Raw genomic sequence first — 24,093 nt, 5'->3', positions numbered from 1 at the left:
GAGCCCCGGTCGGTCAGGACTTCCGGATGAGCGGAGCCTCGGTCCCTGTCAGCCGCCGCCGGAGAGCTCGCCACGCGGCGGTGTTGGCGCGGCTGACACCCATGACGTCGTCACCCACCATGCGCACCCAGACCCCGGCATCGGCGGGGAGAGCGCTGACCCCGATGTCCACCGAGGCGCCGAACTCCGGCACCAGGACCGAGTGCAGGAGGTCGTTGAGCTCCTGCGCGGGCGCGTCGGGCGTCAGGACGTAGAGCATCGACAGCACGTCCCGGTCACCCATGACCGCCAGTCCCCCCGTGTCGCCGGCGCTGGGAGAGATCCGCACCCGGTCCAGGGCGAGGATCTGGCCGGATGGACGACGGACCTCGAAGTCGCTCGCCAGGATGGTGTACTGGTGCCGCTCGCCCCGACCGAGCCTGCCAGCCACCACCGTCTCCCCCGCGATCAGCGTGGCGGACTCGGCCAGCTCCACCCGGGTGCGCTGGTACAGCCGGGACTGGCCGAAGGCGATCAGCGGATCGGGCAGGTACTCCACGTAGGCCCCGGCCCGCAGGTCGAGATTCATCTGGGCCACCGCGTAGTCGTGCTCCATCTTGAGCACCTTGGTGTAGGCCGAGGTGGTCACGTAGGACGAGGTCCCCTCGCCGAACGTGAGGTCGCTGCGCAGACGGTCGCCCTGCATGATCCCCGCGCCGGTCGACATCAAGTAGGTGTAGGGCATGTCGGGGCGCAGCGGGTCGTAGTAGAGCGGACGCATGATCTGCAACGGCGACTTCTGGTAGTGCCCCACCAGCTCCGTGCCGTCCCCGCGTCGGCCGAACTCCAGCTCCAGCAGTCCGATCTTCCCGGGGCTGCCGGTCGGCAGGGTGTCGGGGACCCCGTTGTGCCGCGCCACGTCGGGCGGCACCCAACCGGGTTCGTAGTGGTCGGGCGACAGCCGGGGACCGCCGTACTGGTGATCGACAGCCTGCAGGGACGTCGCGACCGCGCTCATGTCAGCAGGGCACCCATGCGCTCGTTCCAGATCGACAGGATCTGTGCTTGGAGCTGGTCGACGCCCAGTCCGGTCAGGGAGTTCGTCAGGATGACCGGCTTCCCGTCGCGGACCCGGTGGGCGTCGGACTCCATGACGTCGAGATCGGTGCGCACGTACTGGGCGATGTCGACCTTGTTGATCACCAGGATGTCGGACTCGGTGATCCCCGGGCCCCGCTTGCGGGGCATCTTCTCCCCCTCGGCGGTGTCCAGCACGAAGACGAAGACGTCGGCCAGGATGGGCGAGAAGGTCAGGGTGAGGTTGTCGCCTCCCGACTCGTAGAGCAGCGTGTCGACCTCGGGGAACCTCTCCAGCATCTCGGCTCCCGCAGCGAGGTTCATGGTCGGGTCGTCCCGCACAGCGGTGTGCGGACAGGCTCCCGTCTCCACCCCCACCACCCGCTCCGGGTCGAGCACCCCGGCCAGCTCCCGACGCACGTGCTGGGCGTCCTCCTGGGTGTAGATGTCGTTGGTGATCACAGCCGGCTCACGGCCTGCCGCGATGAGCCTGGGCACCAGCGCCTCCGTGAGCGCGGTCTTGCCGGACCCCACCGGGCCGCCGATGCCGATCCTCAGGACGTTCTCCGTCATGCCAACCCCTCGTGTGCTCGTGTCTGGACGTTCTCTTCTGGTTCGCCGCCCCGGTGGCCCGGCGCTGGGGCCACGGGCCTCAGCTCGCGAACAGCCGGGCGGGCGCCCGCTCGTGCTGCGCTGACATCACGTCCGCCATCGGCACGAAGCCGCCGAGGTCGCTCAAGGGTCGCTCGATCGCCGCACGTGCCGCGTCCGCGATGACCGGCGCCGCGGCGTGGAGGAGCACCTGCAGGTGCCTGTGGTCGGTGAGGCGCAGCCGCAGGGCAGCGCCGAGGAAGCTGACGGCGAAGGCCGACATGTCCGAGACAACCGCCTGTTCCGCGGCCACCCCGGCTGCCGCGTAGGCCACTGCCGCGGCCACCGGCTGGCAGCCCGGCGTCTCCTTGGCTGCCACCCGCCGAGCCCACTCCTGGAGCTGCTCGCCGCCGAACGCCTCCCGGGTGACGTCCGTGAGCTGGTGGCCGCTGCGGACCGAGGCCTTGCGCATCTCGCTGTTCAGCTTGGCGGCGAACAGCATTTGGTCCACCAGGGTGACCTGCGACCAGTCTCCGGCCCGGACCGCCTCGTGCGCCCGGGCCAGCGCCGTCGCATCCCCGGGTCCCACCGAGTGCAGCAGCAGACCGTGCAGCAGGTCACCGAGCCCTTCACGGTCGACCCGGCCGAGCTGGGCGAAGCCCTCGAGGCTGTGCGACATCGTGTAGAAGCCGCTGGGGAACGCCGAGTCGGAGAGCTGCAGGCTCGCCAGCAGGCTGGTGCTGGTGGACACGCTCACGTGAGGAAGAACAGCTGGGTCATGGGCAGGCTCTCCGCCGGCTCGATGTGCGCCGGCTGCCCGTCGAAGGTGACCTTGTAGGTCTCCGGGTCGACGTCGATCTTGGGCGCACGGTCGTTGAGCACCATGTGCGCCTTGCCGATGCTGCGGCATCGCTTGACGGGCAGCACCTGGCTCTCCAGACCGAGCTTCTCCGGGACTCCCCTGTCGATGGCCGCCTGCGACATGAAGGTCACCCGGGTGCTCTGCAGGGCTCGGCCGTACATCCCGAACATCGGCCGGTAGAAGACCGGCTGCGGCGTGGGCAGCGAGGCGTTCGGGTCCCCCATCAACGCCCAGTTGATGACGCCGCCCTTGATGACCATCTTGGGCTTGGCTCCGAACGACCCCACCGGCCAGAGCACGATGTCGGCGATCTTCCCGTCCTCCAGGGACCCGACGTAGTCCGAGACCCCTTGGGTGATGGCCGGGTTGATGGTGACCTTCGCGAGGTAGCGGAGGACTCGGAAGTTGTCGTTGCCCTCCGCGTCCTCGGGCAGCTTTCCGCGCTTGTCCTTGCAGTGGTGGGCGATCTGGAACGCCCGCATGAAGCTCTCGCCGATCCGGCCCATCGCCTGGGAGTCTGAGGAGACCATGGACAGCACGCCCTCGTCGTGCAGGACCGTCTCCGCCGAGATCGTCTCGGCGCGCACCCGGGAGTCCGCGAACGAGACGTCCTCGGGCACGTCGTGGGAGAGGTGGTGGCAGACCATGACCATGTCGAGGAGCTCGTCCACCGAGTTGACGGTGTAGGGCAACGTCGGGTTGGTCGAGGACGGCAGGACGTTCGGGTAGCCGGCCGCCTTCATGATGTCCGGTGCGTGACCGCCTCCGGCGCCCTCGGTGTGGTAGGTGTGGATCGTCCGGCCGTCGATGGCCGACATCGTGTCCTCCACGTAGCCGGCCTCGTTGAGGCTGTCGGTGTGCACCGAGATCTGGATGTCGTAGTCGTCCGCGACCGTCAGGGCACAGCTGAGGGCAGCCGGGGTGGTGCCGTAGTCCTCGTGGACCTTGAGAGAGGAAGCCCCGGCCTCGATCTGCTCGATGAGGGGCCCGGGAAGGGACCCGTTGCCCTTGCCGTGGAAGCCCATGTTGACCGGAACGTCCTCGGCCGCCTCGAGCAGCCGCTGGATGTACCAGGCCCCCGGCGTGGTGGTGACACCGTTGGTGCCGTCGGTGGGACCGGTCCCTCCCCCGAAGAGCGTGGTGATGCCGTTGGAGAGCGCGGCATAGGCCTGCTGGGGAGAGATGTAGTGGACGTGGCTGTCGAAGCCTCCGGCGGTGGCGATGAGGTGCTCGCCGGCGAGCAGCTCGGTGCCCGGCCCGACCACGAGCCGCGGGTCGACGTTCCGCTGCAGGTGCGGGTTCCCCGCCTTCCCGATCCCGACGATCTTCCCGTCCTTGACCCCGATGTCGCCCTTGAGCACCCCCAGGACCGGATCCAGGACGATGGCGTTGGTGATCACCAGGTCCAGGCCTCCCCGGGCACCTGAGGACTCCGGGTCCGCAGCCATTCCGTCACGGGCGGTCTTGCCGCCGCCGTAGACGACCTCGTCGCCGTAGTTGCCCTCGTTGAAGTCCTTCTCGATCTCGATGACCAGGTTGGAGTCGGCCAGCTGCACCTTGTCCCCGACGGTCGGGCCGAACAGGTCGGTGTACTGCCTGCGGGAGATGATGGCCATCAGCTGTTCCCCTTCTGAGTCTTGCTCGCGCTGCCGCTCCGCGAAGCCTTGCCGTCGCCCTGGGTGGGCTTGCCGTTCTGGAAGCCGCGCTCGACCATCCGGGTCATGGCACGGGTCCGGGTGTGCGGCGCGTCCAGCCCGCCGTCCACAAGGTTGTTGAAACCGATCACCCGGCGGGTCCCGGCGTACGCGGTGAGGTTCACCTCACGGGTGTCCCCCGGCTCGATCCGGACGCCGGTGCCGGCGGGGATGTCCAGATGCATCCCGTAGGCGAGCTCGCGCTCGAAGAGGAGGGCTCGGTTCACCTCGAAGAAGTGGAAGTGGGAGCCGATCTGGATGCCCCGGTCGCCGGTGTTGGTCACGCTCAACGTGACGGTGGCTCGTCCGGCGTTGATCTCGATGTCGGCATCGTGGTGGTCGTACTTCGGGCTTCCTAGCATCGTGCTACCTCCAGAGGGGCTTGGGTGCTGGGCGGGTCATCGGGGTGCAGACGCAGGCGCGGGCGGGTGCGGATGCGGATGCCCGGGTGCGTGAGCGTGTGGGTGGTGATGGGCGTGCGTGGGCGCGCTCGGCGCGCCGCCCACGTCGTGCGAGTGCGCGTACCCGTGGCCGTGGTCGGCCGACAGGCCTTCAGCGATGCCGTCGTCCCCGTGCTCGGCCCGGTGCCGGGCCTGCGACAACCGCTGCGCGAAGACGCGGCCGGCTGCCTGTGCGGAAAGGAGCGGTCCGTAGGACGTCACTCCGGGCGCATCAGACCCGGGCCAGCGGTCGAATCCCGCCGGAACCACCACGACCTCCTGCAGGCCGAGCAGACGACATCGGCGCAAGGCCTCCCCCGCGTCGCCCCCCTCGCCCGTGCAGGCCACCTCGACCTGCGTGCCGGCGCCATGGGCCCGGACCAGGTGGGCCAGGCGGTGCAGCTCGGCGTCGTCGAACGGGTTGCCCGCGGGGGCGGCCACCACCACGCCCGCCTCGGGACGGCTCACCGACGTCTCGCGTACCGCGCGGCGAAGGTGGGCGACCAGGTGGTCGGGGGTGCCGAAGGCATCGCACAGCAGCAGGCGTCCTGGTTCGACCGTGGTGGCAAGCCAGTGCAGCGACTTGGCGCTCTCGGCGACCAGCACCGGGTCACGCCCCCAGGTCATCGGGAGCACCGCCACCACCCCGTCGGTGGCGTCGAGCAGGCTGGTGACCTGGTGGTGCAGGGACCGACGGGTCGAGACGACGACGCGGGCCGGCACGACCGCGGCGAGGCCCGGGAGGTCCCGAGACTCACCGCCCTCGTGCCCGGTGACCAACACCAGGGAGGGCGGGCCGGACGACGCAGACGAACGTGTCATGCCGCCACTGGGTCATGACACGACACCAGCTTGCTCCCGTCCGGGAAGGTCGCCTCCACCTGCAGGAGCGACAGGCGCTGCCGCACGCCGTCCATGCAGTCCCCCACAGCGACGACGTGCTTGCCCAGCTCCATGCACTCCGCGACCGACTTGCCGTCGCGCGCGCCCTCGAGAATGGCCTCGCTGATCAGCGCCTGAGCCTCCGAGACGTTCAGCTTGGTGCCTCGATCTCGACGCCTTCTGGCGATTTCGGCAACTTGGTAGATGTAGAGCTTCTCTATCTCTCGAGGAGTGAGATCCATAATTTGGGGCCTTTCTGGAACTCTCGGCATGAACTCCCGGCGACGAGGCCGGGTCGTATCTCCACCATACTCATGACATCGATTGTCGCAACCCTTTGGTATTCACTACCGCGAACTTGTTGAAGCGCGCAGCGGGGATGTTGAGACAATTCGTGGCAATGTCTGAATTGTCCCTTGATAAACGATTAGCGGCGAATTCAACAGGGTCTTGTGACCCACTTGGACCGGGACCTTTCGACCCCTGACGGAGCCCAGAGGCTCTGGTGGGCGGCTTGCCGCCCGCCATACGGTCACAGTCATGAGTGCAGCCGAGGACCACCACGTGCCCAGCTACCTGCACGTCGCATCGATCGCACTGGTCGTGGCAGGTGGACTCTTCGGCGTCGCAGCCCGCGAGGGGCTCTCCTTGGCCGTGCCCGACCTCGATGACGTCCCCGTGGTGATCCCACTGGTCAACCTGATCGGCGCTTTCGTGCTTGGCCTGCTCTACGAGGCCCTCTCCCGCACCAAGCCAGACCCGCGCACCACGAGTCACCTGAAGCTGGTCCTCGGCACGGGCTTCTGCGGGGGGTTGACCACCTACAGCTCGCTCGCCACCGACACAGCAGTGCTCCTCGACGACTCCAGGGTCGGAGTCGGAGCCCTGTACTGCCTGGGCACCGTGGTGCTGGGCGCGGGAGCCACCTTCCTCGGCATCGTGGTGGCGAGCGCCGCGACTCGCTCACGGACACCCGGAGACGGAGCGACGTCGTGAGCCCCGGTCTGTTCACCCTTCTGGTCCTGGCCGGCGGCGTCGGCGCGGGAGTGCGGTACGTCGTGGACGGGGCCATCCGCTCCAGGATCAAGACCCTGTTCCCCTGGCCGACAGCACTGATCAACATGTCGGGGTCCCTGGTCCTGGGAGGCATCACCGGTCTGGTGGCCGGCGACCTTGCCTCGACTGCGGTCAGCGCCGTGCTCGGCACCGGCTTCCTCGGCGGGTACACCACCTTCAGCACCGCGAGCTACGAGACGGTGGACCTCGTCCGCGCGAGGCACTACGCGGTTGCGGCCCTCTACGCATTCGGTGTGCTGGCCGCCTCTGTGGCACTGGCATACCTGGGCTATTCCTGGGGAGTTGATGCTTAGGCCCTTCGTTGTGTGAGGCCTCAGGCGCTATTTCCTGCGCTTTTGTCGAATGCGAGCCGCATTGCAGTTGCTAAATGAGGGAGACGGGCCTTGGAGACCGTGTGGTTGGCATTAGGCGTGATTGTTCTCGGCGCCACCCTGCTCGATGTCTTCCTGACCGCCTTGAACTACGACGAGGCGGGGTTCCTGGCCAGCCGGGTGTCCACGGTGCAGTGGCGCCTGCTGCGCAACGTGACGCGGCGCCTGCCTCGGAGATGGCGTCCCGTGGGGCTTCGCCAGGTCACGGGTCTGCAGATCGTGGTCGTGGTGCTGGTCTGGCTTCTAGGCACCATCCTCGGATACGCACTCCTCTACTTCGCCCAGATGTCGCGGTCCTCGTTCTCGGTCTCGGGACGAGGCGCAGGCCTCGACTTCTTCGACGCCACGTACTTCAGTGCCGCACAGCTGGCGACCGTGGGCGGCTCGGCCCTCACCGCTGAGACCGACGCGCTGCGGTTCCTCAGCATCGTGGAGTCCCTGACCGGTGTTCTCCTCCTCTCCCTGATCCTGACCTTCCTGCTCGGCGTCTACGACGTCGTGGGGAACCTCAACGCACTGTGCCGTCAGTTCTCCGCAGCCGAACGCGGGGCCGGCACGGCGCTGGCGAGCCTGACCCCGTGGTTCAGGGACGGGCAGGTGAACGGGCTCGACGGGCACCTCGACGGCATCGCCGATGCGTTCGCCGCCTACACGGACGGCCTGCGCCTGCACCACTCGGCCTACTACTTCCAGAGCGGCCGTGACCAGTTCGCCCTCCCCTACGCCCTGCGGATGATGGGCGGGACACTGAGCGCTCTCCGGTGGGGGCTGCCCTCGGACCATCCGGGCGCCACCCAGCCGGCTCTTGCTCCCTTGACCTTCCAGTTCCTGGAGTTCGCCGACTACCTGCAGAGCCGGGTGCGCTGGTCTGACGTCGATGTTCCGGAGGTCGTCTCGCGAGACTCCTTCGTGGCACACCTGAGCGGCGGCCGCGTGGACCGGCCCGATGGCTGGGTCCGTGCCTTCATCGAGCTCGAGCACGCGATCCAGGGACTCGCCGGGGTCGACCCGCTGGCCGATGTCGAGGACGCCTACCAGCGCTACACCGCCTGGCTGCCCTTCGCGTATCGCGCCCAGCAGGTCACCCTCGCGGTCAGCGCCGACCTCGACTACCAGCCGGTGATCGTCGCCGCCGGTCCCGTCTCCATGCTGGGGGAACGGGACGCCGTGGTCCTGGAGAGCGTGGAGGAGGTCCCCGAAGCGGCCCGCTGGACGGAGCGATCCGCGCACCCCACTGCCGCGAGTCCGCGCGACTGGACGCGTCTGGTGCTAGGACGATCGGGCGCTGTCGATCCGGGGCACGCGCGCGCTCGCACCGCAGGCAGGGCGGTGCTGGCCGCGTCGGCGGCCTTCGTGTCGCTCCACCTGGTCTTCGACGCGCTCGGGGAACAGGCAGTCCCACCGGCGATCTTCGGCGGTTTCGTGGCCATGCTCGCAGCCGGGATCGCCGTCGACCGGACGCTCCACGACCGCAAGCTCACCAGCGTCATGATGGTCCTCCCCGTGGGTGCGGTGGTGCTCCTGGGCGCCCTGGTGTCCGGTTCCGCCCTGGCCGGTGACGCACTGCTGGTGCTGGTGGCGTGCATCGGCGTCGGGGCCAGCCGGTTCGGCGCCCGGTGGGGAGCCCTGGGCCGGGTCACGTTCATGGCCTACTACTTCGCACTGCTCCTGCGGCTCGACCTGAGCGACGTCCCCTGGTTCGCCGCCGCGGCCCTGGTCGGCATGGCCTGGGCCTTCGTGTGCAGCTACGTGCTGCTCCCGGACCGCCACGACCACCAGCTGCGCATCGGCATCCACTCCCTGGCCGACGAGATGGTCGCCACCGTGGACACCCTCGTCGACGCGGTCTCCTGGGCTCGCTGGGACCCCGAGACACGAAGGAAAGTCGCGCTCGACACGCGTCGGGTGCACCGAGCAGCGGCCTTCGTCGCTGGCCAGCTTGCCGGTGAGGTGGAGGCCACGGGCCTGGATCCGGCGCACGGCGGCGGCCTGCGGTTGCGAGTCTTCGACGCAGAGCTGGCCACGGTCACTCTCAAGGACGCGGTCCGCGACGTCACTGGCACGGCACTGCCGCTGGAGCTGCGAGGTCGACTCGCAGGGCGTCTGGAGCTGCTTCGCTCGCACCTCCAGCTCGCGCTCTCCGGCCAGGCCGCCCAGGCGTCCCCGGCCGACCAGCGGAGCGCCAGCCCACCGACGCCGATCCCGGATTGGGACGCCGCGCCCGCCCCCGAGCACTGGCCGCGCGTCGCCCGGCGGCTGCTCCGCGCCATCGACGACTTCCACCAGATCGCGACCGTGCTGCTGGACTGGGATGCCGACCACGGAGCACTCCGGCCTCTGGACTCCTACGGCCCGGAGGACGAGGAGGCACTGCGGGGCCTGTCCATGCCCGTCCCTTCGGCCGCGTCCGCAGCGGGTGCCACCGGGGATGGCTCCGGTGCCACCCCGGAGACCAGACGGGTGCGGCCACCCGAACGCCGCGCCGTGCAGGCCGCCGTCTCGACCGCGCTGGCGCTCGCCGTGGGCTCAGCCATCTCCGGCACCCACCAGTACTGGGCCTCACTGGCGGCCTTCCAGGTCCTCGGCACCACGGACGGTGAGACCTTCGTCAACGGGGTCAAGCGCATCCTTGGCACGGTCGCCGGAGCCGCCGTCGGGTTCGGGGTCGCCATCGCCACGGACGCGCCGCCCGAAGTGATGCTTCCGGTCCTGGCCGTGGCGGTCTTCGGCTCGGTCTACTACCGTCCGGTCGCCAACGGCATCTCCACGTTCTGGACGACGTTGATCTTCGCCGGCATCTACGAGTTCCTCGGGCGGCTGACCACCCTGGCCCTGGAGATCCGGATCCTGGAGACCCTGCTCGGTGCGTTGATCGCACTGCTGGTCGCGTGGAAGCTCCTTCCCACCCGCACCCGCAGCAAGCTCGACCAGGAGATGGGGACCCTGGTGAAGGACGTCCAAGTCGTCGTGGCCGGCAGCCTGGAGCGACTCTCAGGTCGTGAGGAGATCTCGCCCGGAGCCCTGCAGCAGGGACTGCTGGCCCTGGACGGCGAGGTCCGGGCGATCACCGCGGCCTCGGCACCGCTCAGGCGCACCACCGGGACCCTGGAGGACGGTGGCATCGAGTCGCAGCTGACGGCTGTGTGGTCTCTGACCTACTCCGCTCGGCGGCTGGCCGCCGCCGTGCAACGGGCTGTGGAGGACGGGCTGGACACCACTGGCCCTGACTGGGAGGGACTGCGCCGCAGGCTGGACCAGCACCTGGCGACGCTGTTCGCGGCCGTCTCCGGACGGGTGCCGGGCGAGGTCGAGGACGACGACCTGGAGCTCGGCGGCGAGGACACCTCCCCCGGCGTCGTCGACATCCTGGAGCGGGTGGACCACATCGATCGCACCGTGCTGGCGCTGCTGAGCTACGTCTCGCCAGACACCAGCGACGACGAGCGACGATCGTCGAGACGGAGCTGAGGAAATGGTTCGGGACCCGGCCATCTGGCCAGGCCCCGAAACCGTGGGTGCTGGACGAAGGACCCTCAGGCGTCCTCCTCCTGGAGCATCTTGCGCAGGTTCTCCTCGTCCTTGGCCGACAGGTTGGTCTCGATGAGCTCCCCGTGGATGCCCTCCTCGCGGAGCGCCTCGTGCACCCGGTCGATGACCACGTCAGAGGTGAGCACGAACAGCGCGGAGGTCCCGGGCGTCACCTTGGCGCGCACGTCCTTGATGAAGTCGTCGCTGATCCCGATGTCGGTCAGCCCCCCGATCAGCGCACCTGAGGCGGCGCCGACCACCAGGCCGATCAGGGGGATGAAGAAGATGATCCCGAAGAGCAGACCCCAGAACATGCCACCGAGGATCCCGGGAGCGAGCAGGTCGTTGGCCTGCCGCGTCCTGGGCTTCTTCTTCCCCTCCGGCCACGACACGGTCGCTGCGTCGAGCACCTGCACCAGCTGCTGGCGTTGCAGGCTGATGAGGGCGTCCTCGGCTCGCTTCGCGCCTTCGGGATTGTCGAACTTCCACACTGTCAGAGTTGCCACGTCGTGCTCCTACATCGTCGTCGGGTCGCAGGCAAAGCCCGGCACGATGGGCGTGCCCGGCGCGCTCGACGCTAGGACGGCGGGAGCCACCGTCGGCAGAGTCGTTGGACCCGGGCGCGGCAGGACCCCCGGGACTTGCCGACGTGCCGGTGACCAATGGTCTACCGGGCGGGGACCCATGGCCCTGCGCTCGCCTCGTCCCACAGCGAGATGCTGCTGATGCGCCTCCCGCGCCAGAAACCCCGCGAGCATCCGTCCGTTCCCCTGGAGGACCCATGAAGGCAGCAGTGGTACCAGCGTTGGGGGCGCCTCTGGTCATCCGGGACGTGCCCGTCCCCGAGCCCGGGCCGGGTCAGGTCCTGGTGCGGATCGAGACGTGCGGGTTGTGTCACACCGACATCCATGCCGCCCGGGGCGACTGGCCGGTCAAGCCCAAGATCCCGCTCATCCCCGGCCACGAGGGCGTCGGAGTGATCGAGGCCCTGGGTCCGTCGCTCACCGCCGGCAGGCCCCTGGTCGCAATCGGTCAACGGGTCGCGCTGCCCTGGCTCGGCTACGCCTGCGGGCACTGCCGCTACTGCGTGGCCGGCTGGGAGACCTACTGCACCGCGCCCGCCTACATGGGCTACACCATGGACGGGGGCTACGCCGAGCACGCGGTGGCCTGGGCAAGCCACGTGGTGCCGGTGCCCGATGCGATTAGCTCGATGGACGCCTCGCCCCTGACCTGTGCCGGAGTCACGGCGTACAAAGGCCTCAAGGTGGCCAACCCACGGCCTGGCGAGACCGCGATGGTGGTCGGGATAGGCGGCCTGGGGCACCTCGGCCTGCAGTACGCCCGCCTCTTCGGAGCCCGGACCGTGGCCGTGGACATGTACGACGAGAAGCTCGAGCTGGCCGCGGAGCTGGGGGCTGACCACGTGGTCAACGCCCGCGGTGACCAGCAGGCAGAGCTCGCCGCGCTCGGGGGCATCGACGTCGCGCTGGTGACGGTCCCCTCACCACAGGCGATGCGTGCTGCCCATGCGGCCCTCAATCCCAACGGACGCCTCGTCATCGTCGGGCTGCCCTCCGACAACCACCTGGACCTGCCGATCTTCGAGACCGTGCTCTCGGGCAAGTCCGTGATCGGCTCGCTGGTGGGCACGCGCAACGACGTGGCGGACTGCTTCGAGTTCCACGCCCGGGGGCTGACCAGGGTCATCACCGAGAGCAGGCGGATCGAGGACGTCAACGAGTGCTTCGACGAGGTGCTCGCCGGCAAGGTGCCCGCTCGGCTGGTGTTCGAGTTCTAGGACCCGCCGCCCTCGCTCATCGGACGCGGCGACGGACCCAGACCTTGCGCAGCTCCTCGACCCAGAGGACCGAGGAGGCCACGGCCACCGCGACCGCCCACTGAGCCGCGGAGAGGTCGGTGGTGTCGAAGACGCCACCGAGGGCCTGCAGATGCACGGTGGTGACCTGCAGGACCACGATGGCCGCGAGTGCGCACCAGAGTCTGGCGTTGGTGAAGGTGTGCCGGTTGAACACCGAGGTGACCCCCTCACGCACGTTGAGCAGGTTGAAGACCTGGAACAGCACGAACGTGGTGAACGCCAGCGTCCCCGTCCGGGTCGGCTCCCCGGCTTGCGCCTCGTCCGGTCCCAGCAGCAGCACGCCCAGCGTGCCTGCCGCCATGACCAGTGCCGAGAGTGCGATCTGACCGAGCCTGGCCCGGGTCAGGATCGGTTCGCCCACGCGGCGCGGCGGCCGGCTCATCACCTCGTCGTCGGGCCGGTCGAAGCCCAGGGTCATCGCCGGGGGGCCGTCCATGATGATGTTGACCCAGAGCACCTGCAGCGGGGTGAAGGGTGCCCCCGATGCCACGCCCACCCCCGCAGAGGCGAGGAAGATGAGCACGAAGCCCCAGGCTGTGGCGATCTGGAACCGGACGAACTTGACCACGTTGTCATAGATGCCGCGGCCCTCGCGCACCGCCGCGATGATGGTCGCGAAGTTGTCGTCGGTCAGGACCATCCGCGCCGCACCCTTGGAGACCTCCGTCCCGGTGACGCCCATGGCGATGCCGATGTCGGCCTCCTTCAGGGCCGGGGCGTCGTTGACCCCGTCGCCGGTCATCGCCACCACGGACCCGTCGGCCTGGAGTGCTCGCACCATGCGGATCTTGTGCTCGGGGCTCACCCGGGCCAGCACCCCCACGGTGGCGGCACGGACCGAGAGGTCCTCGTCACTCAACCCGTCCAGCTCCGGACCTGACAGCGCCTCCCCCTCGATGCCGAGGTCTCGTGCGACGGCCGCCGCAGTGCCGACGTGGTCGCCGGTGATCATGTGGACGACGATGCCCGCCTCCTGGGCCTCGGCGATGGCGTCGCGGACCTCCGGTCGCGGCGGGTCCACGATCCCCACCAACCCCAGCAGCGTCAGTCCCGCCACCATGGCGTCCAGCTCCTCCGGCGGCGCGTCGCGAGCCGCCCGCAGCTCCACCTCGTCCAGCTCGCGCTGGGCCAGACCCAGCACCCTCAGGCCGCGGGATCCCAGGTGCGAGTTGAGGGCGTCGAGGGCAGCGCGCTGCTCCTCGTCCAGGCTGCGCACCCCCTGGGGGACCTCCATCCGGGTCGACCGGGAGAGCAGCACGTCGGGCGCCCCCTTGACGTACATCCGGCCGGCCTCCCCTCTCCGCTCCGCGCGGTGTCCTCGGGCCCACCGGTGGGTGACGGATTCGGGGTCCCACTCATCCATCGCGTGCACGGTCGCCATGTACTTGCGGTCGGAGTCGAAGGGCACCTCGCTGGCCCGGGGCAGGTCGTGGCGTGCGGCCATGACATCCAGTCCGCCCTTGCCGGCCAGGACCACCAGCGCCCCCTCGGTCGGGTCGCCGATCAGGTCCGTCCCGTCCAGGACCGCGTCGCCCGCCAGCGCCATGGCCAGCAGGACACTGCTGATGTCCGGAGCCGGCTCGTCACCGACGACCGTGATCTGGCCGTCCGCCTGGTACCCGTGCCCAGACACCTGGAAGACGCGCAGTTGGGCGCAGAGCTCACGCGCCGTCATCTCGTTGAGCGTCAGGGTGCCCGTCTTGTCGGTCGCGACGTGCCGGGTGGCCCCGAGCGTCTCCACCGACGACAGGTCCTTGACGATGGCGCCGCGCCGCGCCAGCCGGCTCGCCCCCATCGCCAGGGTGAAGGCGACCACGGCGGTGAGGCCCTCCGGAATGGTGGCGACAGCCAGAGCGACGGCGCTCAGCGCGACCTCCCCCAGCGGTACGCCGCGCAGCAGACCTGCCACGAACACGACTGTGACCACGACGGCTGCGATGGCCCCCAACGCCCTGGCCAGACCCGCGATCTGGCGTTGCAGCGGGGTGCTCTGCCCACCTGCCTTCTGCAGCAGCCGGGCGACGCTGCCGATCTGGGTCCCCATGCCGGTGGCGGTGACCACGAGCACGCCACGTCCTCGGGTGACCGCCGTGGTCGTGAAGACCATCCCGGACCGGTCCGCGAGGCCGGCAGCGGTCTCCGCGACAGCCGCGGCCTCCTTGACCACCGGGATCGACTCGCCCGTCAGTGCGGCCTCCTGCACCTCCAGGCCCGCGGTCTCGATCAGGCGGCCGTCGGCCGGCACCACGTCACCCGCCTCGAGCAGCACCACGTCACCCGGCACGAGCTCCGCGGCATCGACGAACCGAACCCGCCCTGCCCGCCGTACTCGCGCCTGGACCACGGTGAGCTCCTGCAGCGCCTGCAGGCTGCTCCGGGCACGCCCCTCCTGCACCAGGTTGAGGACGGAGTTGAGCACCACCACCACCAGGATCACCGCGGAGGTACCTACCTCGCGGGAGACCAGCGCGCTGACCAGGGCAGCGGCGATCAGCACCACCGTCATCGGCTCCGTCGCCAGCGACAGGACCCGGCGCCACATCGGTGGGCTCGCAGGGTCGGCGAGCACGTTGGGACCACACTCCCCCAGGCGACGTCGGCTCTCGTCGAGGCCGAGTCCGTCGGCGGGGCGGACGCCGAGCTCGGCCAGCACCTCGTCGGGCGTCATGGCGTGCCACGCCCGGCCCCTCGCCGGGACCAGCGCCTCGTCGGTCATCGAGCCTCCAGTCCCCGCGCCGATCGGCCTGCGCCCTCGCCTTGCGCCCTCCACGCTGCGCCGTCCGGTCAGGCTTGGCCCCCCGTGGCGTCGAGGCCGGTCATGCCGGGGTCAGCGGTGGTGCTGGGCGAGCCGGCCGCACCCGGCGAGGGCTGGGACTGCCAGGACCAGTCCCGCACCAACGGCAGGTCCTCCCCGTACTCCCTGGTCCAGAGGTGGGCGCGACGCCCGGTATCGATCATCTGCTGACGCAGGGCCGCCGCCCGCGACGCCAGGGACGGGACCCGGTCGATGACGTCGAGGACCAGGTGGAAGCGGTCCAGGTCGTTCATCATCACCATGTCGAAGGGCGTGGTGGTCGTGCCCTCCTCCTTGTAGCCGCGTACGTGGATGTTGCGGTGGTTGGCGCGGCGATACGTGAGGCGGTGGATGAGCCACGGATACCCGTGGTAGGCGAAGATCACCGGGCGGTCGGTGGTGAAGATGCTGTCGAAGGAGCTGTCGGACAACCCGTGCGGGTGCTCGCCAGAGTCCTGGAGCCTCATCAGGTCCACCACGTTGACGAAACGGATCCGCAGCGCGGGCAGGTGCTCGCGCAGGATGCTGGCGGCAGCCAGCGCCTCGATGGTCGGCACGTCACCGGCGCTGGCGAGCACCACGTCGGGATCGCCGTCGTCGTTCGACGCCCACTCCCAGATGCCGACACCGCGGGCGCAGTGCAGGTCCGCCTCGTCGGCCGTGAGCCAGTCGAAGGAGGGCTGCTTCCCCGACACGACGACGTTGACGTAGTGGGTGCTGGCCAGGCAGTGGCGCATCGTCGAGAGCAGCGTGTTGGTGTCCGGCGGCAGGTAGACCCGGACCACCTCAGCCTTCTTGTTGACGACGTGGTCGATGAACCCGGGATCCTGGTGGGAGAACCCGTTGTGATCCTGGCGCCACACGTGCGAGGTGAGCAGGTAGTTGAGGGAGGCCACGGGCGGACGCCACTCGATCTCCCGAGTCGTCTTCAGCCACTTGGCGTGCTGGTTGAGCATCGAGTCGACGATGTGGATGAACGCCTCGTAGCAGTTGAACACGCCGTGCCTCCCGGTCAGCAGGTAGCCCTCCAGCCACCCCTGGCACGTGTGCTCGGAGAGCATCTCCACCACCCTGCCGGAGCGCCCGAGCTGCGGGTCTCCAGGCCGCAGCTCGCCGGCGAAGACCTTGTCCGTCACCGCGTAGACCGCGTCCAGCCGGTTGGACGCGGTCTCGTCGGGGCCGAAGATGCGGAAGTTGTCGGGGTTCTCGCGCAGCACCTCGACCAGGTACTTCCCGAACACGCGGGTGGCCTCGTGGATCGAGGCACCCGGCGAGGACACCTCCACGGTGTGCGTCCGGATGTCGGGCAGGTCCAGCGGCCGTCGCAGCAGCCCTCCGTTGGCGTGCGGGTTGTCGCTCATCCGACGGTGCCCCCGGGGCGCGATCTCCCGCAGCACGGGCACCGGGCGACCGACGTCGTCGAACAGCTCGCCTGGGCGGTAGGAGCGCAGCCATTCCTCCAGCTGGGCGCGGTGCGCGTCGTTGCTCCGGGTCTCGGCCAGGGGCACCTGATGGGAACGCCAGGTCCCCTCCACCGGCACCCCGTCGACCTCGTGCGGTCCGGTCCACCCCTTGGGGGTGACGAGCAGGATCATCGGCCACGGACGACGCTCCAGATCGCCGTCCTCACGCGCCGCCCGCTGGATGGCCACGATGCGGTCGTGAGCGACGTCCAGCGCACGCCCGAGCTGGCGGTGCACGTCCTCGGGATCGTCGCCCTCGACGGTGAGCACCTCGTGGCCGTAGCCGTTCAGCAGGCTCAGCAGCTCGGGACGCGAGATGCGCGACGGGATCGTCGGGTTCGCGATCTTCCAGCCGTTGAGGTGCAGCACCGGCAGCACCGCGCCGTCGTGGACCGGGTCGACGAACTTGTTCGCGTGCCACGAGGTCGCGAGCGGCCCGGTCTCGAACTCCCCGTCGCCGACCACGGCCGTGACCAGCAGGCCGGGGTTGTCCATCGCGGCGCCGTAGGCGTGGGAGAGCACGTAGCCGAGCTCCCCGCCTTCGTGCATCGATCCCGGAGTCTCCGGGGCGGCGTGGCTGGGGACGCCGCCGGGGAAGGAGAACTGCCGGAACAGCGCCTTCAGACCCGCCTCGTCCTGCCCGACGTGAGGGTAGACCTCGGAGTAGGTGCCCTCCAGCCACGCGTTCGCCAGCACCGCCGGCCCGCCGTGACCGGGTCCGGCGAGGAAGATCGCGTCGACGTCCCGCGCGCGGATCAGCCGGTTGAGGTGTGCCCACACCAGGTTGAGTCCCGGGGTGGTCCCCCAGTGGCCGAGCAGACGGGGCTTGATGTCGCCCGGTTCCAGAGGTCTGCGCAGCCTGGGGTTGTCGAGGAGATAGATCTGCCCCACCGAGAGGTAGTTGGCAGCGCGCCACCACGCGTCGACGAGGTGGATCTCGGCGTCTTCCATGGTCGTGGCGGTCTCGAGCTGCTGGGCATCGCTCACGGGTTCCCCCAGAGAGTTGGGGTAGGGGCTCCTCCAGCATCACCCATGGAACGCCTCAGGTCGACCGCTGGCGGTGACGAGTTCTCCCAGCCGTTCCGGTCAGCGCCCGGCGGCCAGGCCCTCAGGCTCCCGGAGCCACCGACACGCCCTGGTCGTGCGGGAAGAGCCGGGCCAGCAGGTCCGCCATCGTGATCACACCCACCGTGGACCCGTCCTGGGTCACGAGCACCAGCTGGCTGCCGGTGCGCCGCATGTGCGCCAGTGCCTCATAGATCGAGGTGCTGTGCGGCAGGCTGCGCACCGGGCGTACCAGGTGGTCGATGCGCTCGCCCGCGGGACGGACCAGGGTGTCGCGCACGTGGATCACCGCGCCGTAGTGCGCCTGCCCGGGCCCCGCGTCCCGGACCAGGATCCGCAGATGACCCGATTCGCGTGACACCGCCTGGACTTCGGCGACCGTGGCGCCTTGGCTCACGAAGCTGAGCGGTACCCGTGGCACGAGCTCGTCCAAGGTCATGGTCTGGAGGTCGAGAGCGCTGGAGAACTGGCCGGAGTAGCTGGCATCCAGGGCACCCACGTTGACCGAGTGCTCGACCAGATGACGCAGTGCTGCGGGGTCCTGTCCCGGCGAGGCATCCTCGTCCGGGTCGACTCCGACCCTGCGCAGGCACCAGTTGGCCGACTCGTTGAGTGCCCGCAGGACCGGTCTGGTCGCCCACATGAACGCCCTCATCGGCAGGGCCAGCATGATCGCCGACCGCTCGGGGTGGGCGATGGCCCACGACTTGGGTGCCATCTCCCCCACCACCAGGTGCAAGAAGGTGACGATCGCCAGCGCCAGCACGAAGCCTGCGGCGTCAGCACCCCAGGCGGGCAGGCCCCAGGTCTCGAAGACCGGGGTCAGCCAGTGGTGCACGGCCGGCTTCGTCAGTGCGCCCAGGGCCAGCGTGCAGACGGTGATGCCCAGCTGGGACCCGGCCAGCAGCAGGGTGAGCTCGGAGGAGCTGCGCAGTGCCGCCCGCGCGGACCGGCTGGTGGCCGCGGCGTCCTCGAGGCGGTTGGTGCGAGCCGCGATCAGAGCGAACTCGACCGCCACGAAGAAGGCGCTCAGCGCGATGATCGCCGCGGTCGCGCACGTTACGATCAGGGGGTTGTCGGTCATCGGTGCTCCTCCCACGTGATGCGGACCCGTGCGGGGATGTGGTCCACGACCTCCAGCACTTCGAGCAGTGCGTGCTCGGGCACCGGGTCCACGGCCTGGGCCCAGCTGCCAGGATCGATGGGCAGCGGGACCCGGACGATCTCGCCGACCTCGGGGAAGCGGCCGTGGTGGGCGATGACCAGCCCACCGAGGGTCTCGTAGTCCCCGTCGGGCAGGTCGCGACCCAGGGACCGCTCGACCTCGTCGACGTGCGAGTCCCCGGAGACGGTCCAGACACGCTGACCGGGCACGGGGGCGACCTCCAGGGCGGGCTGCCGGTCGTGCTCGTCGGTGATCTCGCCGACGAGCTCCTCGGCCAGGTCCTCGACCGTCAGCACACCGGCGAAGCCGCCGTGCTCGTCCAGGACGCAGGCGAGCTGGTTGCGACTCAGCGCGAGCTCCCCGACAGCATCGGGCAACCGCATCAGCGTCGGCAGCATCAGGGCCGGGCGCGCCAGGTCGCGCGCCGTCACGTCTGTGCTGTCCTCGGCCACGTGCAGGAGGTCGACGAGGTGGACCACGCCCACCACCCGGCCGTCCCCGTCCAGCACGGGGTACCGGGAGTGTCCCCCAGCCATGACCCGGCGCAGCTCGGCGACGCCGACACTGTCCAGCACGGCGTCGACGCGCACCCGGGGGATCATCGCGTGCTCCACCGTCTCGCCCGGGAAGTCCAGCACCCGGTCCAGCAGCATCGACAGCTCGACGGGCAGGTCACCGGTCTCGCGGGAGGACGCCACGATGTGCTCCAGGTCCCGCGCGGTCGCGGAGTGCTCCACGTCGTGCACCGGTTCGATCCGCAGCGCGCGCAGGAGCAGGTTGGAGGACTGGTCGAAGACCGCGATCAGCCACCCTGCCAGCTTGAGGTAGACCAGGGTGGAGGTCGCCAGCCACCGGGCCAGCGGCTCGGGTCGGGCGATCGCGAGGTTCTTGGGGAACAGCTCGCCGAACACCATCTGGACCACGGTCGAGACGAGCAGCGCCAGGATGGTCCCGACGGCCAGGCCCACCGCGGTGGGGACGCCCACCCCGCCCAGCAGGGTGCCCAGTGACTCCCCGATCAGCGGCTCGGCGACATAGCCCACGAGCAGCCCGGTGACCGTGATGCCGAGCTGGGCTCCGGAGAGCATGAACGACGTACGACCGGTCACGCGCAGCGCCCGGGCGGCGGCGCCGTCGCCGGATGCCGCACGCGCGCCCAGCCGGGACCGGTCCACCGACATGTAGGCGAACTCCTGGGCCACGAAGTAGCCCGTGACCACGGTGATCAGCACCACCACCAGCAGCCCGACGCCCAGGGTCAGCAACGCGCTCACCATGGCCGGTCCTCAGAGCTCAGGACGTTGTCGGACATCGGATGCGGACAGTGCGACGGCGTTCTTTGAAGCTCCATGACTCTTTTCGCTGCAGGGGGTGTCAGGACGTCAAACGTCCCCGGCCCCGACTTGGTTCCCGGCGTCGGGAGCGAACCGGTAGCCCATGCCGGGCTCGGTCACGAACAGGACGGGCCTGGTGGGGTCGCTCTCCAGCTTGCGCCGGATGCTGGACATGTGGACCCGCAGGTAGTTGGTCTGCCGCTCGTAGCTGGGACCCCACACCGATTGCAGGAGCTCGGTCTGGCGGACGAGCCGCCCCCGGCGGCGCACGAGATGGTCGACGATCTTCCACTCGATCGGGGTCAGGTGGATCTCCGTCCCCTCCCGGGAGGCCCGCGAGTCACCGACGTCCAGCACCAGCCCCGCCACCTGGACGCAGGCCGACGTCCGCTCGCCTGCGGTACGCCGGGCCGCGGCGCGGATCCGGGCGAGCAGCTCCTCGATCGAGAAGGGCTTGGTGATGAAGTCGTCGGCCCCCAGGTCCAGCGCCTCCACCTTGTCGTCGGAGCTGGTGCGTGCGGACACCACGATCACGGGCGCGCGCGTCATCAGCCTGAGCCGTTGGAGCAGCATGACGCCGTCGAGGTCGGGCAGTCCGAGATCGAGCAGGATCACGTCCGGCGTCCGTTCCTCGACGATCTGCAGCGCAGAGCGTCCATCCCCTGCCGTCTCCACGTCATAGTCGCGGGCCCTGAGGTTGATCGACAGGGTGCGACGGATGGCGGGGTCGTCGTCGACGACGAGGACGAAGGTCATGGGGCTTCCTGGACGGGTGACTGCAGCTCGAGGACGAAGGTGAGTCCCCCACCGGGGGTCTCCTCGGTGGTGATGGTGCCACCCATCGCCTCGGTGAACCCGCGCGCCACGGCGAGCCCGAGCCCCACACCGTCAGGACCGGGGACGTCGCCGAGCCGCTGGAACGGCGCGAACAGCAGGTGCCGATCGCGGTCGTGGACGCCAGGCCCGCCGTCCGCGATGCGCAGGAGGGTGCGATGGGACGTCACCGCGCAGTCGACCATGATGGATGCCCCGCGCGGGGTGTACTTCAGGGCGTTCTCGCACACGTTGGCCACCACTCTGTCCAGCAGCCCCGGGTCGGCCATGACGTCGGTCTCGTCGTCGAGGTCCACCTCGATCCGGTCCCCACCCTCCAGCGACCGTACGGCGTTGCGCACCACCGACGCCAACGACACCTTCAGCAACGACACGCGCAGGGTCCCGGTGCTGATGCGGCTCATGTCCAGCAGGTTGGCCACCAGGGCGGTCAGCTTGTCCGTGGACTCCTCGATCGTCTCGAGCAGGTCTGCCTCGTCCTGCTGGGACCACACGATGTCGGGGCTCCGCAGGCTGGAGACCGCGACCTTGACCGCGGCCAGGGGAGATCGCAGGTCGTGCGAGACCGCCGCCAGCAGCGCGGTGCGCGTCCGATCGGTCTCGGCGAGCTGCCGCCGCTCGGCCTCGGCGGCGCGGGCCGTCCGCCGTTCGTCCATCACCCTGGCGTAGGCGGCGTACGCGTTGAGCAGTCCCCGGTCGGAGGCGGGCAGGTTGGTTCCGCTGAGCGCCAGTGTGGTCCTCGCGTCGACCGTCGCCACCAGGTCTGCCTGCTCGGCGCTGTCCGGGCTGGAGCCGTGGCTGGCAAGGACCTTCTCGACCCCGCCCGATCCTGCGCGGAGCAGGGAGGCGCCGCGGGCGTTCAGCAGCTCGCAGGCTGAGGCGAGCAGTCCGTCCAGGTCGTCGTCGGCGTTGAGCACGCTGTGCGACAGCACGGTGAGCGCGTCAGCCTCCGCCCGCGCCCGCGCCGCCTGAGCGGTACGGCGGGCAGCGGTGTCCACGACGGTGGAGACCGCGATGCCGACCACCACGAAGAGCAGGATGGCGAACGCGTTCTCCGGCTCCCTGATGGTCAGGGTGTGCAACGGCGGGGTGAACAGCAGGTTGAGCAGCACTCCGCTGGTCAGCGCCGCGACCACCGCGGGCACCAGCCCCCCGATCAGGGCGGTGGCCACCACCACCACCATCAGGGCCATGGACTCGGTGGGCAGCCCGTGCACGTCGGCGGTCCAGATCAGCAAGGCGCTGAGGACCGCCGGAGCCACGACGGCGAAGACGAACCCCAGGCGCCGCCGATGGCTGCTGAGGCTCTCCGCTGCGCGCCAGCGCGTACCGGCGCGTGCATAGTCGTGGGTGACGATGTGGATGTCGATGTCCCCGGCACCGGCGATGACCCGCTCCCCCACACCCGGGCGCAGCAGGGTGGAGCCGCGGCCCCGCCTGCTGGCACCCACGATGAGCTGGGTGGCGTTCTCGCCGCGGGCGAAGGCCAGGATGGCCTCCGCGGGGTCGTCGCCCACGACGGTGTGCAGGGTGCCTCCGAGCTCCTCGGTCTGGTCCCGGAGCTGGGCCAGCTGGTCCGGCGCCAGCGCGGTCAGCCCGTCGTGCCGTGACACGTAGAGCGCCAGCCACTGGGTGCCCGAGCCACGTGAGGCGATCCGGGCTGCGCGACGCATCAGGGTCACCGACTCCGGTCCACCCGCGACGGGCACCACGATCCGCTCCCGGGTCGGCCAGCTGGACGCGATGCGGTGCTGGTCGCGATAACGCTCCAGCCCCTCGTCGACGCGGTCGGCCAGCCACAGCAGAGCGAGCTCGCGCAGCGCCGTCAGGTTGCCTTCACGGAAGAACTGGGACTGGGCCGCGTCGACCTTGTCGGGGGCATAGATGTTGCCGTGCGCCATCCGGCGGCGCAGCGCCTGGGGGCTCATGTCGACCAGCTCGATCTGGTCGGCGGACCGCACCACCGCATCGGGGACGGTCTCGCGCTGACGCACGCCCGTGATGGCCTCGGTGACGTCGTTGAGCGAGGCGAGATGCTGGATGTTGACCGTGGTGATCACCTCGATCCCCGCGTCGCGCAGCGCCTCGACGTCCTGCCATCGCTTCGCGAACCCCCTTCCGGGCACGTTGGTGTGCGCCAGCTCGTCGACGAGCGCCACGGCGGGGTTCCGGGCCAGCACGGCGGCCAGGTCCATCTCCTCCTGCTGCGTTCCCCGGTAGCGGACCCGGCGCCGCGGCACCACCTCGAGACCCTCGAGCTCTCGCTCGGTGCCGCTGCGGCCGTGGGTCTCGACGTAGGCCACGACGACGTCGGTGCCGCGGGCGACCCGCCGGTGCGCCTCGTCGAGCATGGCGAAGGTCTTCCCGACCCCGGGCGCCGCGCCGAGGTAGACCCGGAGGTGCCCACGTTCCATGGGCCCAGTCTCGCTGTTCATCCCCTCACTTCCGCGCCGCCGCGCAGTCAGGTCGCGACACGGTCACGATCGCTGCGCCAGCACGGCCAGGTTGAGCTCGAGCACGTTGACCCAAGGCTCCCCCAGGAACCCCAGGGCGCGGCCGGAGGTGTGCTCCCGGACGAGAGCCGTGATCTCCTCCTGGCTCAGACCGGTCGCCCTGGCCACCCGGGGTGTCTGTAGCGCGGCGTACTCGGGGGAGATGTGTGGATCGAGCCCCGAGCCCGACGCCGTCAGCGCATCCGGGGGTACGTCGGCTCCAGCCACCGACTCGGTGTCGGCGACCTCGGCACGTCGTTCCTCGATCAGCGCCAACAGGTCGGGACTGGAGGGGCCGAGGTTGCTGGGCGCCGAGGCGAGGCTGTCGTAGTCGTTGGCCGAGGGGCGGGAGTGGAACCACTCCTCCCCCTCGAATGCCTGGCCCAGGAGCCGGGACCCGACGATCTCTCCGTCCCGGTGCACGGGCTGCCCCGCGGCTCGGTCGCCGAGGAGCTGTCCGACCCCCCACACGACCAGCGGATAGCCGACGCCGAGGACGACGGTGAGTACGAGCAGGGCGCGAAGTCCGGCCCAGGACTGGCGGGCAAGGTCTGTGAGCATGA

18 protein-coding genes and 1 pseudogene are annotated in these 24,093 nt (G+C 69.9%); 4 read left to right on the top strand and 15 right to left on the bottom strand.

The annotated features are described in order from the left end of the window. Window positions 1-13 precede the first annotated feature (13 nt). From C5H89_RS07335 to C5H89_RS07305, 7 genes and pseudogenes are all read right to left on the bottom strand, one after another. A complete protein-coding gene (locus C5H89_RS07335) occupies window positions 14-997 on the bottom strand; it encodes an urease accessory protein UreD (protein ID WP_104106379.1) in 984 nt (327 codons plus the stop codon). After that, window positions 994-1,629 carry an urease accessory protein UreG gene (gene ureG, locus C5H89_RS07330; protein ID WP_104106378.1) on the bottom strand — a complete coding sequence of 212 codons (636 nt, stop codon included), beginning with the start codon at window positions 1,627-1,629 and terminating at the stop codon, window positions 994-996. Before ureG ends, C5H89_RS07335 begins: the two co-directional genes overlap by 4 nt. A 79-nt stretch (window positions 1,630-1,708) precedes the next feature. Further along, window positions 1,709-2,404, bottom strand: a complete 696-nt coding sequence (locus C5H89_RS07325) for an urease accessory UreF family protein (RefSeq protein ID WP_205304915.1) — start codon at window positions 2,402-2,404, stop codon at window positions 1,709-1,711. After that, complete coding sequence (gene ureC / locus C5H89_RS07320; RefSeq protein WP_104106376.1) at window positions 2,401-4,125, bottom strand: urease subunit alpha; 1,725 nt, start codon at window positions 4,123-4,125, stop codon at window positions 2,401-2,403. Before ureC ends, C5H89_RS07325 begins: the two co-directional genes overlap by 4 nt. Window positions 4,126-4,259: 134 nt before the next feature. Then, a pseudogene (ureB, locus tag C5H89_RS07315) lies at window positions 4,260-4,565 on the bottom strand (urease subunit beta); the annotation flags it as partial. 36 nt (window positions 4,566-4,601) lie between these two features. Further along, window positions 4,602-5,465, bottom strand: coding sequence for a cobalamin biosynthesis protein CbiX (locus tag C5H89_RS07310; protein WP_162799278.1), 864 nt, complete (start codon window positions 5,463-5,465; stop codon window positions 4,602-4,604). Beyond that, on the bottom strand, window positions 5,462-5,767 hold the full coding sequence (locus tag C5H89_RS07305) for an urease subunit gamma (protein WP_104106373.1): 306 nt from the start codon (window positions 5,765-5,767) through the stop codon (window positions 5,462-5,464). The genes C5H89_RS07310 and C5H89_RS07305 overlap by 4 nt, the downstream gene beginning before the upstream one ends. A gap of 298 nt (window positions 5,768-6,065) precedes the next feature. On the opposite strand from C5H89_RS07305, the gene C5H89_RS07300 reads away from it, so the two are divergent. From C5H89_RS07300 to C5H89_RS07290, 3 genes are all read left to right on the top strand, one after another. After that, window positions 6,066-6,521 (top strand): CrcB family protein, encoded by a 456-nt coding sequence (locus C5H89_RS07300; protein ID WP_205304914.1) that lies wholly within the window; start codon window positions 6,066-6,068, stop codon window positions 6,519-6,521. Continuing rightward, window positions 6,518-6,895: a CrcB family protein gene (locus C5H89_RS07295; protein WP_104106372.1), complete on the top strand. Its 378-nt coding sequence runs from the start codon at window positions 6,518-6,520 to the stop codon at window positions 6,893-6,895. Before C5H89_RS07300 ends, C5H89_RS07295 begins: the two co-directional genes overlap by 4 nt. A 117-nt stretch (window positions 6,896-7,012) precedes the next feature. Then, a complete protein-coding gene (locus tag C5H89_RS07290) occupies window positions 7,013-10,441 on the top strand; it encodes an FUSC family protein (RefSeq protein ID WP_162799277.1) in 3,429 nt (1,142 codons plus the stop codon). A gap of 65 nt (window positions 10,442-10,506) precedes the next feature. Here C5H89_RS07290 and C5H89_RS07285 read toward each other — a convergent pair whose 3' ends face one another. After that, the gene (locus tag C5H89_RS07285) at window positions 10,507-11,007 is read right to left on the bottom strand and encodes a DUF1269 domain-containing protein (RefSeq protein ID WP_104106370.1); all 501 of its coding nucleotides are present in this window, start codon (window positions 11,005-11,007) and stop codon (window positions 10,507-10,509) included. Window positions 11,008-11,282: 275 nt separating this feature from the next. Here C5H89_RS07285 and C5H89_RS07280 point away from each other — a divergent pair, with 275 nt between their 5' ends. Then, on the top strand, window positions 11,283-12,302 hold the full coding sequence (locus C5H89_RS07280; RefSeq protein WP_104106369.1) for a zinc-dependent alcohol dehydrogenase: 1,020 nt from the start codon (window positions 11,283-11,285) through the stop codon (window positions 12,300-12,302). A gap of 16 nt (window positions 12,303-12,318) precedes the next feature. On the opposite strand, the gene C5H89_RS07275 is transcribed toward C5H89_RS07280, so the two are convergent. From C5H89_RS07275 to kdpC, 7 genes are all read right to left on the bottom strand, one after another. Then, complete coding sequence (locus C5H89_RS07275) at window positions 12,319-15,099, bottom strand: cation-translocating P-type ATPase (protein ID WP_205304913.1); 2,781 nt, start codon at window positions 15,097-15,099, stop codon at window positions 12,319-12,321. Window positions 15,100-15,167: 68 nt separating this feature from the next. Then, window positions 15,168-17,627, bottom strand: coding sequence for a phosphoketolase family protein (locus C5H89_RS07270; protein ID WP_240181750.1), 2,460 nt, complete (start codon window positions 17,625-17,627; stop codon window positions 15,168-15,170). A gap of 121 nt (window positions 17,628-17,748) precedes the next feature. After that, a complete protein-coding gene (locus C5H89_RS07265; RefSeq protein ID WP_104106368.1) occupies window positions 17,749-18,789 on the bottom strand; it encodes a hemolysin family protein in 1,041 nt (346 codons plus the stop codon). After that, entirely contained in the window at window positions 18,786-20,147 is a 1,362-nt protein-coding gene (locus C5H89_RS07260) for a hemolysin family protein (protein ID WP_205304912.1), read from the bottom strand. The genes C5H89_RS07265 and C5H89_RS07260 overlap by 4 nt, the downstream gene beginning before the upstream one ends. Before the next feature lie 105 nt (window positions 20,148-20,252). Beyond that, complete coding sequence (locus C5H89_RS07255) at window positions 20,253-20,960, bottom strand: response regulator transcription factor (RefSeq protein WP_104106367.1); 708 nt, start codon at window positions 20,958-20,960, stop codon at window positions 20,253-20,255. Beyond that, window positions 20,957-23,452: a DUF4118 domain-containing protein gene (locus tag C5H89_RS07250; RefSeq protein ID WP_104106366.1), complete on the bottom strand. Its 2,496-nt coding sequence runs from the start codon at window positions 23,450-23,452 to the stop codon at window positions 20,957-20,959. The genes C5H89_RS07255 and C5H89_RS07250 overlap by 4 nt, the downstream gene beginning before the upstream one ends. A gap of 63 nt (window positions 23,453-23,515) precedes the next feature. Continuing rightward, entirely contained in the window at window positions 23,516-24,091 is a 576-nt protein-coding gene (gene kdpC / locus C5H89_RS07245) for a potassium-transporting ATPase subunit KdpC (protein ID WP_104106819.1), read from the bottom strand. Window positions 24,092-24,093: the final 2 nt, after the last annotated feature.

Origin of the sequence: Nocardioides sp. 616 (genome assembly GCF_002930065.1) — a bacterium.
Taxonomy (GTDB): domain Bacteria; phylum Actinomycetota; class Actinomycetes; order Propionibacteriales; family Nocardioidaceae; genus Nocardioides; species Nocardioides houyundeii.
The sequence above is the reverse complement of the archived record's forward strand: the minus strand, read 5'-3'. Positions and strand labels throughout refer to the sequence as shown.

Excerpts from the sequence above, each read along its gene's own strand:
- C5H89_RS07335 (WP_104106379.1), bottom strand. The coding sequence starts at position 997 with ATGAGCGCGGTCGCGACGTCCCTGCAGGCTGTCGATCACCAGTACGGC.
- ureG (WP_104106378.1), bottom strand. The coding sequence starts at position 1,629 with ATGACGGAGAACGTCCTGAGGATCGGCATCGGCGGCCCGGTGGGGTCC.
- ureC (WP_104106376.1), bottom strand. The coding sequence starts at position 4,125 with ATGGCCATCATCTCCCGCAGGCAGTACACCGACCTGTTCGGCCCGACC.
- C5H89_RS07310 (WP_162799278.1), bottom strand. The coding sequence starts at position 5,465 with ATGACACGTTCGTCTGCGTCGTCCGGCCCGCCCTCCCTGGTGTTGGTC.
- C5H89_RS07305 (WP_104106373.1), bottom strand. The coding sequence starts at position 5,767 with ATGGATCTCACTCCTCGAGAGATAGAGAAGCTCTACATCTACCAAGTT.
- C5H89_RS07300 (WP_205304914.1), top strand. The coding sequence starts at position 6,066 with ATGAGTGCAGCCGAGGACCACCACGTGCCCAGCTACCTGCACGTCGCA.
- C5H89_RS07280 (WP_104106369.1), top strand. The coding sequence starts at position 11,283 with ATGAAGGCAGCAGTGGTACCAGCGTTGGGGGCGCCTCTGGTCATCCGG.
- C5H89_RS07275 (WP_205304913.1), bottom strand. The coding sequence starts at position 15,099 with ATGACCGACGAGGCGCTGGTCCCGGCGAGGGGCCGGGCGTGGCACGCC.
- C5H89_RS07265 (WP_104106368.1), bottom strand. The coding sequence starts at position 18,789 with ATGACCGACAACCCCCTGATCGTAACGTGCGCGACCGCGGCGATCATC.
- C5H89_RS07260 (WP_205304912.1), bottom strand. The coding sequence starts at position 20,147 with ATGGTGAGCGCGTTGCTGACCCTGGGCGTCGGGCTGCTGGTGGTGGTG.
- C5H89_RS07255 (WP_104106367.1), bottom strand. The coding sequence starts at position 20,960 with ATGACCTTCGTCCTCGTCGTCGACGACGACCCCGCCATCCGTCGCACC.
- C5H89_RS07250 (WP_104106366.1), bottom strand. The coding sequence starts at position 23,452 with ATGGAACGTGGGCACCTCCGGGTCTACCTCGGCGCGGCGCCCGGGGTC.
- kdpC (WP_104106819.1), bottom strand. The coding sequence starts at position 24,091 with ATGCTCACAGACCTTGCCCGCCAGTCCTGGGCCGGACTTCGCGCCCTG.